The organism is Streptomyces sp. NPDC048434 (assembly GCF_043200375.1).
GTDB lineage: Bacteria > Actinomycetota > Actinomycetes > Streptomycetales > Streptomycetaceae > Streptomyces.
The window spans coordinates 95,051-110,960 of the sequence record NZ_JBICXQ010000009.1; the positions used below are offsets into that span (position 1 = coordinate 95,051).

15 protein-coding genes are annotated in these 15,910 nt (G+C 72.5%); 1 reads left to right on the forward strand and 14 read right to left on the reverse strand.

The window, feature by feature from the left end:
- Positions 1-154 precede the first annotated feature (154 nt).
- The 6 genes from ACGFWI_RS13150 to fmt form a co-directional block, all read right to left on the reverse strand.
- Positions 155-598, reverse strand: coding sequence for a barstar family protein (locus tag ACGFWI_RS13150; RefSeq protein ID WP_393906052.1), 444 nt, complete (start codon positions 596-598; stop codon positions 155-157).
- Complete coding sequence (locus tag ACGFWI_RS13155; protein ID WP_393906053.1) at positions 595-1,062, reverse strand: ribonuclease domain-containing protein; 468 nt, start codon at positions 1,060-1,062, stop codon at positions 595-597. The genes ACGFWI_RS13150 and ACGFWI_RS13155 overlap by 4 nt, the downstream gene beginning before the upstream one ends.
- 120 nt (positions 1,063-1,182) lie before the next feature.
- On the reverse strand, positions 1,183-2,199 hold the full coding sequence (locus tag ACGFWI_RS13160) for a sugar-binding transcriptional regulator (RefSeq protein ID WP_393906054.1): 1,017 nt from the start codon (positions 2,197-2,199) through the stop codon (positions 1,183-1,185).
- A 212-nt stretch (positions 2,200-2,411) separates the two neighbouring features.
- Entirely contained in the window at positions 2,412-3,095 is a 684-nt protein-coding gene (gene rpe / locus ACGFWI_RS13165; RefSeq protein WP_393906055.1) for a ribulose-phosphate 3-epimerase, read from the reverse strand.
- 632 nt (positions 3,096-3,727) lie between these two features.
- Complete coding sequence (locus ACGFWI_RS13170; protein ID WP_393906056.1) at positions 3,728-5,161, reverse strand: RsmB/NOP family class I SAM-dependent RNA methyltransferase; 1,434 nt, start codon at positions 5,159-5,161, stop codon at positions 3,728-3,730.
- Positions 5,162-5,312: 151 nt separating this feature from the next.
- Entirely contained in the window at positions 5,313-6,251 is a 939-nt protein-coding gene (fmt, locus tag ACGFWI_RS13175) for a methionyl-tRNA formyltransferase (protein WP_393906057.1), read from the reverse strand.
- Between the two features lie 250 nt (positions 6,252-6,501).
- Between fmt and ACGFWI_RS13180 the strand changes: the two genes are divergently transcribed.
- The gene (locus tag ACGFWI_RS13180; RefSeq protein WP_393906058.1) at positions 6,502-7,056 is read left to right on the forward strand and encodes a hypothetical protein; all 555 of its coding nucleotides are present in this window, start codon (positions 6,502-6,504) and stop codon (positions 7,054-7,056) included.
- A 311-nt stretch (positions 7,057-7,367) separates the two neighbouring features.
- Here ACGFWI_RS13180 and ACGFWI_RS13185 read toward each other — a convergent pair whose 3' ends face one another.
- The 8 genes from ACGFWI_RS13185 to ACGFWI_RS13220 all read right to left on the reverse strand — a co-directional run bounded on the left by ACGFWI_RS13185 (position 7,368) and on the right by ACGFWI_RS13220 (position 15,899).
- The gene (locus ACGFWI_RS13185; protein WP_393906059.1) at positions 7,368-9,506 is read right to left on the reverse strand and encodes a primosomal protein N'; all 2,139 of its coding nucleotides are present in this window, start codon (positions 9,504-9,506) and stop codon (positions 7,368-7,370) included.
- Positions 9,507-9,617: 111 nt separating this feature from the next.
- Positions 9,618-10,826, reverse strand: coding sequence for a methionine adenosyltransferase (metK, locus tag ACGFWI_RS13190; RefSeq protein ID WP_093644722.1), 1,209 nt, complete (start codon positions 10,824-10,826; stop codon positions 9,618-9,620).
- A gap of 253 nt (positions 10,827-11,079) precedes the next feature.
- A complete protein-coding gene (gene coaBC / locus ACGFWI_RS13195) occupies positions 11,080-12,315 on the reverse strand; it encodes a bifunctional phosphopantothenoylcysteine decarboxylase/phosphopantothenate--cysteine ligase CoaBC (RefSeq protein WP_393906060.1) in 1,236 nt (411 codons plus the stop codon).
- A gap of 101 nt (positions 12,316-12,416) precedes the next feature.
- Entirely contained in the window at positions 12,417-12,689 is a 273-nt protein-coding gene (rpoZ, locus tag ACGFWI_RS13200) for a DNA-directed RNA polymerase subunit omega (RefSeq protein WP_005319902.1), read from the reverse strand.
- 72 nt (positions 12,690-12,761) lie between these two features.
- On the reverse strand, positions 12,762-13,382 hold the full coding sequence (gmk, locus tag ACGFWI_RS13205; protein ID WP_393906061.1) for a guanylate kinase: 621 nt from the start codon (positions 13,380-13,382) through the stop codon (positions 12,762-12,764).
- 38 nt (positions 13,383-13,420) lie between these two features.
- Positions 13,421-13,744: an integration host factor gene (locus ACGFWI_RS13210; protein ID WP_006607450.1), complete on the reverse strand. Its 324-nt coding sequence runs from the start codon at positions 13,742-13,744 to the stop codon at positions 13,421-13,423.
- 215 nt (positions 13,745-13,959) lie between these two features.
- The gene (gene pyrF, locus ACGFWI_RS13215) at positions 13,960-14,793 is read right to left on the reverse strand and encodes an orotidine-5'-phosphate decarboxylase (RefSeq protein WP_393906062.1); all 834 of its coding nucleotides are present in this window, start codon (positions 14,791-14,793) and stop codon (positions 13,960-13,962) included.
- Positions 14,790-15,899 carry a quinone-dependent dihydroorotate dehydrogenase gene (locus tag ACGFWI_RS13220; protein WP_393906063.1) on the reverse strand — a complete coding sequence of 370 codons (1,110 nt, stop codon included), beginning with the start codon at positions 15,897-15,899 and terminating at the stop codon, positions 14,790-14,792. Before ACGFWI_RS13220 ends, pyrF begins: the two co-directional genes overlap by 4 nt.
- Positions 15,900-15,910: the final 11 nt, after the last annotated feature.

A 15,910-nucleotide genomic window follows, 5' to 3' on the forward strand; every position in this document is an offset into this window, starting at 1 on the left:
CAGGGCTCATATGATGATCCGAGCCATCCCTCGGCCGTGTGTGCGATCCCCCAAAGAGCGCCGCGCGGGCTGAGATGTCCACGCCAGGACGGGGGTGATCGGTACCCCGGCGGGCCGCCCGGCATCGTCGCCGGTCAGGCCCGGTACGGCGCCGCTACACGCCCTGCCGGTCCCGCCCCCTGGCCATGATCACGGCCAGGCCGGTGTCCGTGTCGCGCCAGTAGCCCACCGCATCCGCCAGGACGCCCTCGACGATGCTCCACTCCTCCGGCGCCGCGGCCGCATAGCCCTGCCAGCCCGTCACGACGAGCAGCCGGCCACGGTCGGCGGGGCACCAGGACAGATCGGTGAGGCAGTCGGCGAGCGCGTCCCAGTTGCGGCCGAACCATTCCGGCAGCCGCAGTGCGCGGGCGCACCGGTCCATGAAGTCGGCCTTGTCCACGACCCCCTCCAGATCCAGCGACGTGCCGGTCCAGCCGGCGTCCCGCGCGGCAGCCAGCGCCTCCGCCACGGAGCGCTCCGCGGGCCAGGGCAGCACCCCGGGGGGCGTACTGCCGTCGAGCACCGCCGCGAGCGGCCGGGGCACAGAACCCGTCATCGAAGCACCGCCTTGAAGGTCCGGTAGTGGTCGTCGGTGTAGTACGTCTCATGGGTCTGTCCGGTGACGAGCCGGCGGGCTCCGCGGTCCGGGGAGCCGGGGGTGGGAACCGTGTACTCGTGGTAGTAACCGCGGGGCTGACGGGGCAGCAGCCGCTCACGGTTGCCGAAGACGGTCCCGTCCTGCGGGTAGCGGAAGGGCCCGCCGGCGTCGATGAGCCGGAGGGTGTCCCGCGCCTGGGAGGGCAGCGCGCCGACCGGGACGACGGGCATGCCCTGCGCCCATTGCGGAACGCCGGAGGGGCTCGGGGCATCCGCGACGGCCGTGGCGGTGGACCGCGGCGGTCCGGGCGAACTCCCCTTGGTGCCACCGCCCGTGGCACACCCGGCGAGCACGAGGAGCAGCCCGGCGAGCAGCGCGCCGAGGACCGCGGCGGCTCGGCGCGGAGCGGAGCGGATCACCATGCGCCGATGCTGTCACAGGGCCGCGCAGGCTGCTCGTCGATGACGCCCCCGGTGTGCACGGCGCGGGACGGCGGGATGGGCACGCACGGCCGTCCGCGCCATGTTCCGCTCCGGCGGAGGTCACGCCCCGTCAGGATCCGCCCGGTCGAGTGCGGGGCGCGGGCCCGGGCCGGTCTCCAGGAGCAGATGGTCGGCGGCGGCGGTGTCCGTGACCAGGCTCGTCACCAGCCCGGAGCGCAGCACCGCGCCGATCGCTTCGGCCTTGCGCCGGCCGCCGGCGATGGCGACGACCTCCGGGATACGGCGGAGCCGGTCCGCCTCGACGGTGATGCACCGCTCGCCGAGGTCCCGGCCGATGCGCCGCCCCTCGGCGTCGAAGAGGTGCGCCGACATCTCGGCGGCCGCACCCAGCGAGGCGTAGTGCTCCCGCTCCTGCTCCGACAGCATGTCGTAGACGGTCGAGACGCCCGGCTCCCAGGAACCGATGGAGACACAGGCCACGGTGACCTTGTCGAAGTACTCGAAGGCGCGGGCGATCCCGGTCTGGCGGCGCAGCGCCTCGGCGGTCGCCGAGTCGGGCAGCAGCATCGGCGCATAGATCGGATGCGCCTCGCCCCCGGAGACATCGGCCGCGCGGCGCACCGCCTCGACCGAGCCGCGGTCGGCGGTGCCCGCGTCGTAGACACCGGTCAACTGCACGACGGTGCACGGCGGGAGGCGGTGCAGCGCGGCCGCCATATGGATGGTCGACCGGCCCCAGGCCAGCCCCAGCACATCGCCCTCGGCGACCAGCTCGCCGAGGAGATCGGCCGCGACCTCGCCGAGGTTCTCCGGGTCGGCGGCATCCTCGGGCGGCGTCTGGCCGCCGAAGGCGGGGGGAGCGTCCGCGGGCGACTCGACGACCACCGCGTGCCGCAGGCCGTAGCGGGCCCGCAGGGCGTCGGAGCGCTCGGCGTCCAGCTCGGAGGGCACCCGGATCTCGATCCGCACAAGATCGCGCTCCAGGGCGGTCTCCAGCACCCGGGCGACCTTGAACCGGCTGACGCCGAACTCCTCCGCGATCTGGATCTTCGACTTGTTCTCAAGATAGAAGCGGCGGGCCATGGCCGCGGCCTGCACCAGCTCGGCAGGGCCCATTCCGGACTGTGGGCGGCTGGCTACCACGAAATTCTCCCCTTTTGCGCATCTGATCGAGTCTTTGCTCATCCTTTCAGAAACCCGGCGGCAACGGGGACCATCACTCCCCCGACCCTCGTGAACGCTCGGTTGCGCCCCACACAACTGGCGGCGCGGCCCAGCCCACACGCGGATTCCCGTGGCGTGAAACAGCCGGGCCCCGCTCACCGCACTCAGTGCGCGCAGCCCCAGCCCGCCGCGGTGGTCGCCGACTCGGCCTTCTCGCGCAGGTCCCGGACCGCCTTGGCCGGGTCGTCCGCGCCGTACACCGCGGAGCCCGCCACGAACACATCGGCTCCCGCCTCCGCGCACCGCTCGATGGTGGCCGCCGAGACCCCGCCGTCCACCTGGAGCCACAGCTCCAGACCGTGCCGGGAGATCAGCTCACGCGTGCGGCGGATCTTGGGGAGCATGATGTCCAGGAACGGCTGGCCGCCGAAGCCGGGCTCCACGGTCATGATCAGCAGCATGTCGAGCTCGGGGAGCAGATCCTCGTACGGCTCGATCGGCGTGGCCGGCTTCAGCGCCATCGACGCCCGCGCACCCTTGGCCCGGATCTCCCGCGCCAGCCGAATCGGCGCGGCCGCCGCCTCCACGTGGAAGGTCACGGACCCTGCCCCGGCCTCGATGTACTGCGGCGCCCAGCGGTCCGGGTCCTCGATCATCAGATGCAGATCGAGCGGGGTGTCCGTCGCCTTGCTCAGCGACTCGACAACCGGCACACCGAGGGTGAGATTCGGGACGAAGTGGTTGTCCATGACGTCGACGTGCAGCCAGTCGGCGCCCTCGACGGCCCGCGCCTCCTCGGCGAGGCGGGCGAAGTCTGCGGACAGGATGCTGGGGTTGATCAAGGCCATGCCCCCAGTATGGCGTGCGGGCCGGGAACGGCCGGAGGCGGGACGGAACGGGGCCGGACGGGGAGCCGGAGCGGGCCGAGCGGGGCGCCGAAGAGGGCGGAGCGGGGCACCGAAGAGGGTCCGGTCGCCGACCGTCGCGGCTCCGCTTCCCGAGGCGAGCGTGAGGCGAACGTGTACGGCCAGAGGCAGCGGATGCCCCCTCCGCTCACCTTGTTCGTGCCCGCGTAGATGCCCGGAAACAGGCAGACCTCGTGGGCATCGCGGTCTGCTCGATGCTGTTCCCCTTCGCGCTGGGCCGGGCATCCGGGCATCCGGTGGACCCCGGCAAATCCCAGGCGAGTCCGCTGAGTTCGGAGCCGTTCACGGGGCTCGCGCTCTCGGTGACGGCGTGCCCCGTACTCGCGTGGATCATCGAGAGCCGCGGCATCTCCCGGACACCGCTCGGCCGGACAGCCCTGGCGGCCGGAGCACAGCACGCCGATGCCTCTCCCCCTCCCCCGGCGCCCCGAGCTGACGCCGGGCCGGCCGACGGGGCCGCACCAGCCGACTTCGGCCCGGTAGGGCGGCGACCGACGGAACCCATCAGCCCTGCGACGACGCTTCCGGCTCCGCCTGCCGCCCCCGTACCGCCCTCAGCCGGTCCGTCGCAGCAGCGCCAGATACATCGCGTCCGTGCCGTGCAGATGCGGCCACAGCTGGACGTCCGGGCCGTCACCGAGTGCCGGTACGCCGGGCATCAGCGGCCGGGCGTCGATCCACTCCACCTGCACCGGCTCGCCGCCCCGCCCCTTGAGGACGTCGTCCACCACGGCCCGGGTCTCGGCGGGATGCGGCGAGCAGGTCGCATAGCCGACGACACCGCCGACCCGCACGGCCGCGAGCGCCTGTCGGAGCAGCTCGCGCTGCAGCGGGGCGAACCCGTCCAGATCCTCGGGGCGACGCCGCCAGCGCGCCTCCGGCCGCCGACGCAGCGCCCCCAGACCGGTGCACGGCACATCCACCAGCACCCGGTCGAAGACGCCGGGCCGCCAGGCCGGGCGGGTGCCGTCGGCGGCGATGACCGCGTACGGACCGGGGTTGCCGTCGAGCGCCCGCGCCACCAGACGTGCGCGGTGCGGCTGCTTCTCCGAGGCCAGCAGGGCGGCACCGCGCTGCGCCGCGAGCGCCGCCAGCAGCGCCGCCTTGCCGCCGGGGCCCGCGCAGCCGTCGAGCCAGGCGCGGTCGGGGCCCTCGACGGGCGCGTTCGCCAGCGCGAGGGCGACGAGCTGGCTGCCCTCGTCCTGCACCCCGGCGCGCCCTTCGCGGACCGGGTCCAGGGCGCCCGGCTCACCGCCCTCCGCCAGCCGCACCGCATACGGGGACCAGCGCCCGGGGAGCGCGCTCTCCTCGCCCACCGCCGCCATGAGCTCCTCGGCGGTGGACCGGCCGGGGCGGGCCACCAGCGTCACCTCGGGGCGTTCGTTGTCCGCCTCCAGCAGGTCCTCGATACCGGCCCGGCCGCCGCCGAGCGCGTCCCACAGCGCCGAGACGACCCAGCGGGGGTGCGCATGCACGATGCCGAGGTGGTCCTCGGGGTCCTCGTCGTACTCCGGGGCGACCCGCTCCAGCCAGCCGTCCAGGTCATGGGCCGCGATCTTGCGCAGCACCGCATTGACGAACTTCGCCCGCCCGTCGCCCAGCACCACCCGCGCCAGCTCGACGCTGGCGCTCACCGCGGCATGCGTCGGAATGCGGGTGCCGAGCAACTGGTGCGCCCCGAGGGTCAGCACGTCCAGGACCGGCGGGTCCACCTCCCGCAGCGGCCGGTCCACGCACTGCGCGACGATCGCGTCATACGTCCCCTGCCACCGCAGTGACCCGTAGACCAACTCCGTCGCCAGCGCCGCGTCCCTGGCGTCGAAGTCACCGCCCTCGCGCGCCTTGCGCAGCAACGGCGGCAACACGAGATTCGCGTACGCGTCCCGCTCGTCGACGGCCCGCAACGCCTCGAACGCGAGGATCCTGACCGGGTCCTTCTGCGGGCGGCGATAGGGCTTGCTGGGGCGACGACGCGGCTGCTGACTCACAGAAAAGGTGCTCCGGATACGAGATGAGGGTTCCGTCCCAGCCTACGCGGGCGCGCGGCCCGCACGCGCGGGGAGGAGCCGGACGGTGAACCGGGGCCGCCATCCGCCGGCCGCCGGCCCCAGGACGGGGACGGGCCCGGACGGCCGGGGCTCAGTCCCCCAGCCGCTCCCCGCTCTCGATACGCACCCCGCGCGCCCAGTCCGCCGCCTGCATCGGCTTCTTGCCCTGCGGCTGGACCCAGATGAGTTCGACGGGGTGGCTGCCGGTGCCGACGTACACCGCCTTCTTCGTGACGGCGAGTTCGCCGGGCGCCAGGACGGGCTCGGTGTGGCCGGCGGCGGAGGCCGCCGACATCAGCTTGAGGCGCTCGCCACGGAAGACCGTCCAGGCCCCGGGCGCGGGCGCACAGCCGCGGATCACCCGGTCGACCCGCAGCGCGGGCGCCGTCCAGTCCACCTTGGCGTCCTCGACCTCGATCTTCGGCGCGAGCGTGACACCCTCGGCCGGCTGCGGCACCGCCTGCAGCGTGCCGTCCTCGATGCCGTCCATCGTCGCCACGAGCAGCCCGGAACCGGCGAACGCCAGCCGGGTGAGCAGGTCGCCGCTGGTGTCCGTCGGCCGGACCTCCTCGGTCAACACCCCGAAGACCGGGCCGGAGTCCAGGCCGGTCTCGATCTGGAACGTCGAGGCGCCGGTCACCTCGTCCCCCGCCAGCACCGCATGCTGCACGGGCGCCGCGCCCCGCCACGCGGGCAGCAGCGAGAAGTGCAGATTGACCCACCCCATGGCGGGAATGTCGAGCGCGGACTTCGGCAGCAGCGCGCCGTAGGCGACCACCGGGCAGCAGTCCGGCGCGATCTCCCGCAGCCGGGCCAGAAAGTCCTCGTCGCGCGGCTTGAGGGGCTTGAGCACCTCGATGCCCGCCTCCTCCGCCCGCTCCGCGACGGGGCTGGCGACCAGCTTCCGGCCGCGTCCCGCGGGCGCGTCGGGCCGGGTGACGACGGCCACGACCTCGTGCCGGTCCGAGGCGATCAGGGCATCGAGGGCGGGTACGGCGACCTCGGGGGTGCCGGCGAAGACAAGCCTCATGGGTGGCGATCTACCTCTCACACGCAGCGGAACGACTCACCAGTCTATGGGTCCCGTCCCAGGCCATGGGCGGTGGATCCAGGGGGCGTACAAGATTTCCCGCGCCTCGTACGGAAGCTCGTGCGCCCCCATACCGTGACCAGAGCCGCTGCTGTCGCGTTGGTCAAACAGCATTGACCCGGACCGGGCCGCTTTGACGGCCCGCTCGCTTTCATCCTTCCTTTTCCACGCCGGTTCGAGAGGCTTGCTCATGGCCGACCACGCAACCCACGACGCCCAGGCGCGCGCCAGCCTGCATCTCCTGGTGCGGGACATCGAGCGGGTGCGCCGGCAGGTGGACGCACTGCGCACGCTGACCGCTCAGCTCGGCAACGTCTACCGGCCGCGGCGCACGGGCCCCTCCGCGGGCTTCGTCGTCTACGGACGCGCGCCCGCCCCGACGGTGCGCCTCGCCCAGGAGCTGCGGGACAGCGTCGAAACACTCGTCACGGCCGCGGTCGACTTCGACCGTTCGCTGGGATTCTCCTGGGACGCGGTGGGCTCGGCGCTGGGCGTCACCAAACAGGCGGTGCACCGCCGTTACGGTGCCCGCAGAGCCGCCGCCCAGCCCACCGCGGAGAACAACGGCGGTGAGCCGACGGTGCGTTCACCCGATTCCGCCGCGACCCGTGCGGTCACCATGGCCGCGGGCCTATCCGGCTCCCCGTCCGTCCCTGCCGCCCGTTCCCTGCACCCCCAGCCCTCCGCGGTCTCCCGCGACGAGCCGGCCCGCCCGGGCGCCTTCCCCGGTCCCCGCAACGGCTGAACCACCCCGGCACCGAGCGCCCTCCGCTCCTTCGTCGCTCGCCAACGCCCCGGGACCACCCGCCACATCGGGGTCCCGGGGCGGCGCCATGTCCGGGAGCGCCGGACGCGGGGTGTCGGGTGTCACCGGGTCAGGGCGTCGTGGACCTGCGGCGTCACGGCACTACGGCGTCACGGCATCACGGCTCCATGGCACGCCGCGTCGGGGGCACAAGCCTGGGCAGGCACGCTTCCTCACCACGGTGCGGCGAACTTCGCCCGAGCCGGACGAACGCCCCTCCCCTTCGGGCGGCTTCGCCCACCCCTCGAGCCTCACCCCAGATCGGGCGGATCGATCCGTACCCGTACCGCCTCCCCCTCCCGCTTGACCAGCCGGGCCGCGCGGGCCGCCTTGAGCGCAGCGGCGAGGGCGGCGCCCTGGCCCGGGCGAACGCGGACCAGCGCACGTTCCCACTGCTCACCCGGCGGAGGGTCACCCGGCCGCCGCGGACGGGCGGGGTCCGGTACGGGCAGTGGTACGGGCCCCAACACCTCGGCCCCTTCGGGGAGTTCGGCATCCCTCAGCAGCTCGATGACATCCTCCGCACGGCCGGCCACGGACGCCATCCGCGATACCGGAGGGAATCCCAGCTCGGCCCGCTCGGACAGCTCGCGGACCGCATGGCCCACCGGATCCCAGCGCACCAGCGCCTGCACCGGCCGCAGCGTCGGCTCCGCGATCACCGCGACGGTGCCGCCCTCCGCCTGGCCGCGGACCAGCGCGGCGGCGCCCAGCCAGCGACGCAGCGCCTCCTCCCCCGCCCGCAGGTCCGGCCGCCCCAGCAGCGCCCAGCCGTCCAGCAGCAGCGCCGCCGCATATCCGCCGTCCTCGGCCACCGGCTCCGCGCCCGGTGTACTGACCACGAGTGCGGGAGCGCCCGGAACCGCTGCCAGCACATGATCACGCCCCGAGGTGCGCACCGGGACCGACGGGAACACCCGGCCCAGCTCCTCCGCCGTCCGCCGCGCCCCCACGATCTGGGCCCGCAGCCGCGCACCGCCGCACTCGGCGCAGTGCCAGTCCGGCTCCGGCCTGCCGCACCACGCACAGGCCAGCTCACCCGCGTCCTGCGACTCCAGCGGGCCCGCGCAGGCCCGGCAGCGCGCGGGGGTACGGCACCGTTCGCAGGCCAGCCGGGGCGCATAGCCCCGGCGCGGGACCTGGACGAGCACCGGTCCGTGCTTGAGGCCCTCGCGCACCACCTGCCACGCCATCGTCGGCAGCCGGGCGGCGCGCGCGGCGGCGTCCCGCGCCTCGTCACCGTCGCTGACCGTACGCACCAGGGGCGCCGCGGTCCGCACCTGCTCGCGCTCGGCGGTCAGCGGACGCGCCCAGCCCGTCTCGACCAACTGAGCCGCCTCGACCGTGCAGCTCAGCCCGCCCAGCAGAAATCCGGCGTGCTCATTGACCGACCGCTGGATGAGGACCTCACGGGCATGCGGCTGGGGTGCATGCGGATCGCTGTGGCTGGCGTCCCCGTCGTCCCACAGGGCGACCAGGCCCAGATCGGCGACCGGCGCGAACATCGCCGCACGGGTCCCCACCACGGCGCGCACCGCGCCACGGCTGACCGCCAGCCAGCGGCGGTAGCGCTCCTCGGGCCCGGCATCGGCGGTCAGCAGCACATGCCGGCCCTCCCCGATCAGCTCGCCGAGGGCCGTGTCCACCCGCGCCGCTGCGCGCCCGTCCGGCACCACCACCAGGGCGCCGCGCCCGCCCGCCAGCGCCGCGGCCGCCGCCCGCGCCAGCTCCTGCGGCCAGGTCGCCCCGGGCAGCGCCGTCCACACCGCCCGCGGCGCATCCCCCCGCGTCAGCGCCGCCAGAAACCCGGGGCCCGCCCCGTAGCGCTCCCAACTGCCCGGCTCCGGCGGCGCGTTGGGTGGCAGCGGCGCGGGCGACGGCTTGGCCTCCGCCCGCGCCCGGCGCGGCGGGACGGCCAGCTGCACCACATCCGCGAGCGTCCCGGCATAGCGGTCCGCCACCGCCCGGCACAGCCCCAGCAGCTCGGGCGTCAGCACCCGCTCGGACGACAGCACCTGCGCGATCGGGGCGAGCACCCCGCGATAGTCGCTCTCCGCGACCCGCTCCACGATGAACCCGCTGACCAGCTTGCCGCCCTCACGGCGGCCGCCCTTCTCCCCCGCCCCGAACCGCACCCGCACCCGCACCCCGGGCTGCGCCTCGGCATCCATCGCCGCGGGCACCGCGTAGTCGAAATACCGGTCGAGGTGCACCAGCCCCTTGTCGACCAGCACCCGCGCCACCGGCAGCTCGGCGGCCAGCTCGGCTCCCCGCCACGTCCGTGGCTTCGCCCGCTCCGCCTTCGTCTCCCGCACGGCCTCCCGGATGAGGGCCAACTGCTCACCCGCACCCGACGCCCCCGCCTCCGGTCGCCCGTTCTCCCTGCTCACAGCATCAGTCTTAGCAGATGGCACCGACAGCGAGGGGCCCTGTGGACAGCCGACGGCCCCGGACCGCCAAGCGGTCCGGGGCCGTGGGTCACTTCACGGGCCGTGGGGGACTTACAGCCCCGCAGCCTTCTTCAGCGCCTCCACCCGGTCCGTGCGCTCCCAGGTGAAGTCCTCCAGCTCACGGCCGAAGTGGCCGTAGGCGGCGGTCTCCGCGTAGATGGGACGGAGCAGATCGAGGTCGCGGATGATGGCCGCCGGGCGGAGGTCGAAGACCTCGCCGATGGCCTGCTCGATCTTGTCGGTGTCGACGGTCGCGGTGCCGAAGGTCTCGACGAAGAGACCGACCGGCTCGGCCTTGCCGATGGCGTAGGCGACCTGAACCTCGCAGCGGGCCGCGAGGCCGGCGGCGACGACGTTCTTGGCGACCCAGCGCATCGCGTAGGCGGCCGAGCGGTCGACCTTGGACGGGTCCTTGCCGGAGAAGGCGCCGCCACCGTGGCGGGCCATGCCGCCGTAGGTGTCGATGATGATCTTGCGGCCGGTGAGGCCGGCGTCACCCATGGGGCCGCCGATCTCGAAGCGGCCGGTCGGGTTGACCAGCAGCCGGTAGCCGTCGGTGTCCAGCTTGATGCCGTCCTCGACGAGCTGGTTGAGGACGTGCTCGACGACGAACTCGCGGATGTCGGGCGCCAGGAGCGAGTCGAGGTCGATGTCGCTGGCGTGCTGCGAGGAGACCACGACGGTGTCGAGGCGGACGGCCTTGTGGCCGTCGTACTCGATGGTGACCTGGGTCTTGCCGTCGGGGCGGAGGTAGGGGATGGTCCCGTTCTTGCGGACCTCGGAGAGACGGCGGGAGAGCCGGTGCGCGAGGTTGATCGGGAGCGGCATCAGCTCCGGGGTCTCGTCGCAGGCATAGCCGAACATCAGGCCCTGGTCGCCGGCGCCCTGCTTGTCCAGCTCGTCGTCATCGCCCTCGACACGGTTCTCGTACGCGGTGTCGACACCCTGGGCGATGTCCGGGGACTGCGCGCCGATGGACACCGAGACGCCACAGGAAGCGCCGTCGAAGCCCTTCTTGGACGAGTCGTACCCGATGTCCAGGATCTTGTTGCGGACGAGGTTGGGGATGTCGGCGTACGCCTTCGTCGTCACCTCGCCGGCCACATGCACCAGGCCGGTGGTGATCAACGTCTCCACGGCGACCCGTGATGTCGGGTCTTCCTTGAGGAGTGCGTCGAGGATGGTGTCGCTGATCTGGTCAGCGATCTTGTCGGGGTGGCCCTCGGTGACGGACTCCGAGGTGAACAGGCGGCGGGACACATCGCTCCCTGGGGTTGCAGCGGCTGCTGGCTGATCATTGGCGGAAGGGCCGAGAGCTGCGCTCGGCCCGATCCACTCGCCAGTTTATCGGTCGTGTGCGGCGTTCGGGCACGCGGTCTCGATTTATGGACCCCCAGTGACCTGGGACACCACGGCCCACGGTAGGACGATCACCTTGAGCATGGGCCGGGTCAAGGGGATGGGCCGGATTTTAGGGGGCCGGTGGGGTGATGCCGCGGTCCGTACGGGCACGTCAGGGGCGGATCTCGGCCAGACGGGGCGCGACCAGGTCCCAGACCGTTTCGGCCAGGGCTTCCTTGGGGCCGTACGGGACCGGGGTCTCGGTTCCGTCGGCCGCCAGGATCACCGCCTCGTTCTCAGCCGAACCGAACGCCTTGTGCTCCCCGACCTCATTGACGACCAGCAGGTCACAGCCCTTGCGGGTGAGCTTGGCGCGACCGTTGGCGAGCACGTCGTCGGTCTCCGCCGCGAAGCCGACCACGAGCTGGCCGGGGCGGGCCCGCTCGGCGGAGAGCTCGGCAAGGATGTCCGGATTTCGGACCAGAGTGACCGGTTCCGGCTCCTGGCCCTCGACCTTCTTGATCTTGCCGGTGGTGTAGACGGCGGGCCGGAAATCGGCGACCGCGGCGGCCATGACCACGGCATCGGCGTCGGCGGCGGCCTTCAGCACGGCTTCCTGGAGCTGACGGGCCGTGCCGATGCGGATCATCTCCACCCCGGCCGGATCGGGCAGCTCGGTGTTGCCGGCGACCAGCGTGACCCGGGCGCCGCGGGCCGCCGCCGTACGGGCGAGCGCATAGCCCTGCTTGCCGGAGGAGCGGTTGCCCAGGTAGCGGACGGGGTCCAGCGGCTCGCGGGTGCCGCCCGCGCTGACCACGACATGGCGGCCGGCGAGATCCAGCTCCGTCGCCCGTGCGCCGCGGGCCAGCACCCGGCGGCAGAATTCGAAGATCTCGACCGGGTCGGGGAAACGGCCCTTGCCGGTGTCGACGCCGGTCAGCCGGCCGACCGCCGGGTCGATGACGAGGGCGCCGCGGCGGCGCAGCGTGGCAACGTTCTCCTGAGTGGCGGGGTTCTCCCACATCTCGGTGTGCATCGCCGGGGCGAAGACCACCGGGCAGCGGGCGGTGAGCAGAGTGTTGGTCAGCAGATCGTCGGCGAGGCCGTGGGCGGCCTTGGCGAGCAGATCGGCCGTGGCGGGGGCGACCACGACGAGATCGGCGGCCTGGCCGATCCGGACGTGCGGGACCTCGTGGACGGATTCCCAGACCTCGGTGCCGGCCGGGTTGCCGGACAGCGCCGACCAGGTGGCCTCGCCGACGAAGTGCAGCGCCGAGGCGGTCGGCACCACCCGTACGTCGTGTCCGGACTCGGTCAGCCGCCGCAGCAGCTCGCACGCCTTGTACGCGGCGATCCCGCCGCTCACCCCCAGGACGACCCTGGGCCGCTCCCGCTCACGCCTGTCCATCGCTTCGCCGCTCCCCGGGCCTAGGTCCGTACGTATGCCCCTATGACACACCAAGGGCCCGGCGGTCGCGCCGCCGGGCCCTTGGTGAAATGTTCCGCTGCTTACTGGGCCGGGCCCTCGATGGCCTCGGAGGTCAGCAGACCCGCGTTGATCTCGCGGAGCGCGATCGACAGGGGCTTCTCGTGGACGTGGGTGTCCACGAGCGGGCCGACGTACTCAAGCAGGCCCTCGCCGAGCTGCGAGTAGTACGCGTTGATCTGACGCGCGCGCTTGGCGGCGTAGATCACCAGGCTGTACTTCGAATCGGTGGCCTCGAGAAGCTCATCAATGGGCGGGTTGATGATGCCCTCGGGTGCAGTGATGGAAGAGGACACTCTCTACCTTCCGAAGGGGGATGAAGCGGGGGTGTAACGCAAAGTCTTGGACGGTCCGGGGGAGCTGCGCGGTCAGGCGCCGGTGTTCTCGTCTCCGGATCGATTCAGCATCAAGGCTAGCAGCTCACGGCTGACGTCCTCGACGGAGGTGTTGACAAGGGTCATATCGAACTCTTTCTCCGCTGCCAGTTCGATCCTGGCGGCGGCCAGCCGGCGCCCGATGACCTCCGGCGCCTCCGTGCCCCGGCCGGTGAGCCGGCGGACCAGCTCGTCCCAGCTCGGCGGGGCCAGGAAGAGCAGATTCGCCTCCGGCATGGACTCGCGGACCTGGCGGGCGCCCTGCAGATCGATCTCCAGCAGGACCGGCTCCCCGGCCTCCAGGCGGTCCAGCACCGCCTTGCGGGGGGTGCCGTACCGGTTGCCCGCGAATTCGGCCCATTCGAGCAGCTCACCGTTGGCGATGAGCTTGTCGAACTCCTCGCCGTCGACGAAGAAATAATGGACGCCGTGCCGCTCCCCGGGGCGCGGCTTGCGGGTGGTGGCCGAAACCGAGAGCCACACCTCGGGGTGGACCTTGCGCATATGCGCGACGACCGTGCTCTTGCCGACCCCGGAGGGGCCGGAGAGCACGGTCAGTCGCGGTTGTCTGGCCGGGGGCGCGGGGGTCGTCCCCCCGGAGACTGCAGAACTCATGCAGCGATTATTCCAGCTTCCCGGTGATGCCGGAAAATTCAGGAAGCTGTGCTGCCGAACTCGCGCTCCAGCGACGCGATCTGGTTGGAGCCAAGGCCCCGGACACGGCGGCTCTCGGAGATCCCGAGTCGCTCCATGATCTGCTTGGCGCGGACCTTGCCGACGCCCGGCAGGGACTCCAGAAGGGCGGAGACCTTCATCTTGCCGATGACGTCGTTCTCCTGGCCCTGCTTGATGACCTCATGGAGGGAAGCACCGGAGTGCTTGAGCCGATTCTTGACCTCGGCGCGCTCCCGGCGAGCCGCGGCGGCCTTCTCGAGCGCGGCTGCGCGCTGTTCAGGGGTAAGGGGCGGAAGAGCCACGCCTACGTCACCTCGGATGTCGAACTGTCGGATACGGACCGGTGTGGAACCTAGTCGCCCCGCACCTGCGGAGCAACGAGCAACGCGCTTACGTGCAGTGCTCTCGTCGGAGACTAGCGCCAGAGGGCGCCTGAGTCAGCGAGAACAAGCGAAAAGTCCTGGTCAGACTCTGCTGACCAGGACAATTCGGGACCAAAGTCCCCGTCGGGAGGCTCTTAACCGAGCGCGATGCGCACTTCGTCGGCGAATCGGTCCGCCGCGGCACGCAGCGCCGCGGCGTCCGGGCCGTGCCGCAGCACCCCCCGGCTGACGCTCGGCACGACATTGCGTACGGCGTCCCCGAAGACCTTCGGGAGGTCGGCGGGGGTGGCGCCCTGGGCGCCGATGCCGGGTGCGAGCAACGGGCCGTTGATCGCCAGATCGAACGAGGAGAGATCGCCGAGCGTGGCGCCGACGACCGCGCCGAAGGAGCCCAGCGGCTCGGCACCGGCGTTCTCGGCGGCGAGGTGGCCGAGCATGGTCGCGGCGAGCGTGCGGCCGTCCTCGCGCACCGCCCGCTGGACCTCGGCACCCTCCGGATTGGAGGTGAGGGCGAGGACGAAGAGCCCGGCACCGTTCTCGCGCGCCATGTCGGCGGCCGGCTTCAGCGAGCCGTAGCCGAGGTACGGGGAGACGGTCAGCGCGTCGGAGAACAGCGGCGAGTCCTTGCGCAGGTAGGTCTCCGCGTAGGCGGTCATGGTCGAGCCGATGTCACCGCGCTTGGCGTCCATCAGGACCAGGGCGCCGCGCTCGCGCGCCTCCTCGACGGCGGTCTCCAGTACGGCGACGCCGCGCGAGCCGAAGCGCTCGAAGAACGCGGACTGTGGCTTGAAGAGTGCGACCGTCTCGCCGAGGGCCTCCACCACGGTCCTGGTGAACCGCGCCAGGCCCGCCACATCGTCGTTCAGGCCCCAGTCGGCCAGCAGCGAGGCGTGCGGGTCGATGCCGACGCAGAGCGGACCGCGCTCGTCCATGGCGCGGCGCAGGCGGGAACCGAAAGGCTCGGTCATGCGGACACCTTCTTGTGCTCGGCGCCGACCGCGTCGGCGAGGGTGGCGTACGGACTGTTGCGCAGCCGGGCGGCGAGGCCCTTGTGGATCGCGCGGCACCAGAACGGGCCCTGGTAGATGAAGGCGCTGTAGCCCTGGACGAGGGTGGCGCCGGCGAGGATGCGCTGCCAGGCGTCCTCGGCGTTCTCGATGCCGCCCACCCCGATGAGGGTGATCGTGTCGCCGACGCGGGCGTAGAGGCGGCGCAGCACCTCCAGCGAGCGCTCCTTGACGGGCGCGCCGGACAGCCCGCCGGTCTCGGCGGTCAGCCAGGGGTCGGAGGTCAGGCCGAGGCCCTCGCGGGCGATGGTGGTGTTGGTGGCGATGATCCCGTCCAGGCCCAGCTCCACGGCCAGGTCGGCGACCGCGTCCACATCCGCGTCGGCGAGGTCGGGGGCGATCTTGACCAGCAGCGGGACCCGGCGGTCGGTCACCGTACGGTCGGCGGCCTCGCGTACGGCCGTCAGCAGGGGGCGGAGGTGGTCGACGGCCTGGAGGTTGCGCAGCCCCGGGGTGTTCGGGGAGGAGACATTGACGACCAGGTAGTCGGCGTGCCGGGCGAGCCGCTCGGTGGAGGTGACGTAGTCGGCGTTGGCCTCGGCCTCCGGTACGACCTTGGTCTTGCCGATGTTGACGCCGAGGGTGGTGGGGAAGACCGGGTGGCGGGCCGCGAGGCGGGCCGCGACGGACGCGGACCCCTCGTTGTTGAAGCCCATCCGGTTGATCAGCGCGCGGTCCGGTACGAGCCGGAACAGGCGCTTCTTGGGGTTGCCCGGCTGCGGCTGGGCGGTGACCGTACCGATCTCGACATGGTCGAAGCCGAGCATGGTCATCCCGTCGATCGCGACGGCGTTCTTGTCGAAGCCGGCGGCCAGGCCGAAGGGGCCGTGCATCCGGCGGCCCAGGGCCTCGGTGCGCAGCTCCTTGTAGCGGGGCGCGAGGGCGGCCGCCACGAAGGTGCGCAGCACGGGGATGCGCACGGCCAGCTGGATCCAGCGGAAGGCCAGGTGGTGGGCCTGCTCGGGGTCCATGCGCTTGAAGATCAGGTGGAAGAAGAGGCGGTACATCGTCGGGTGTG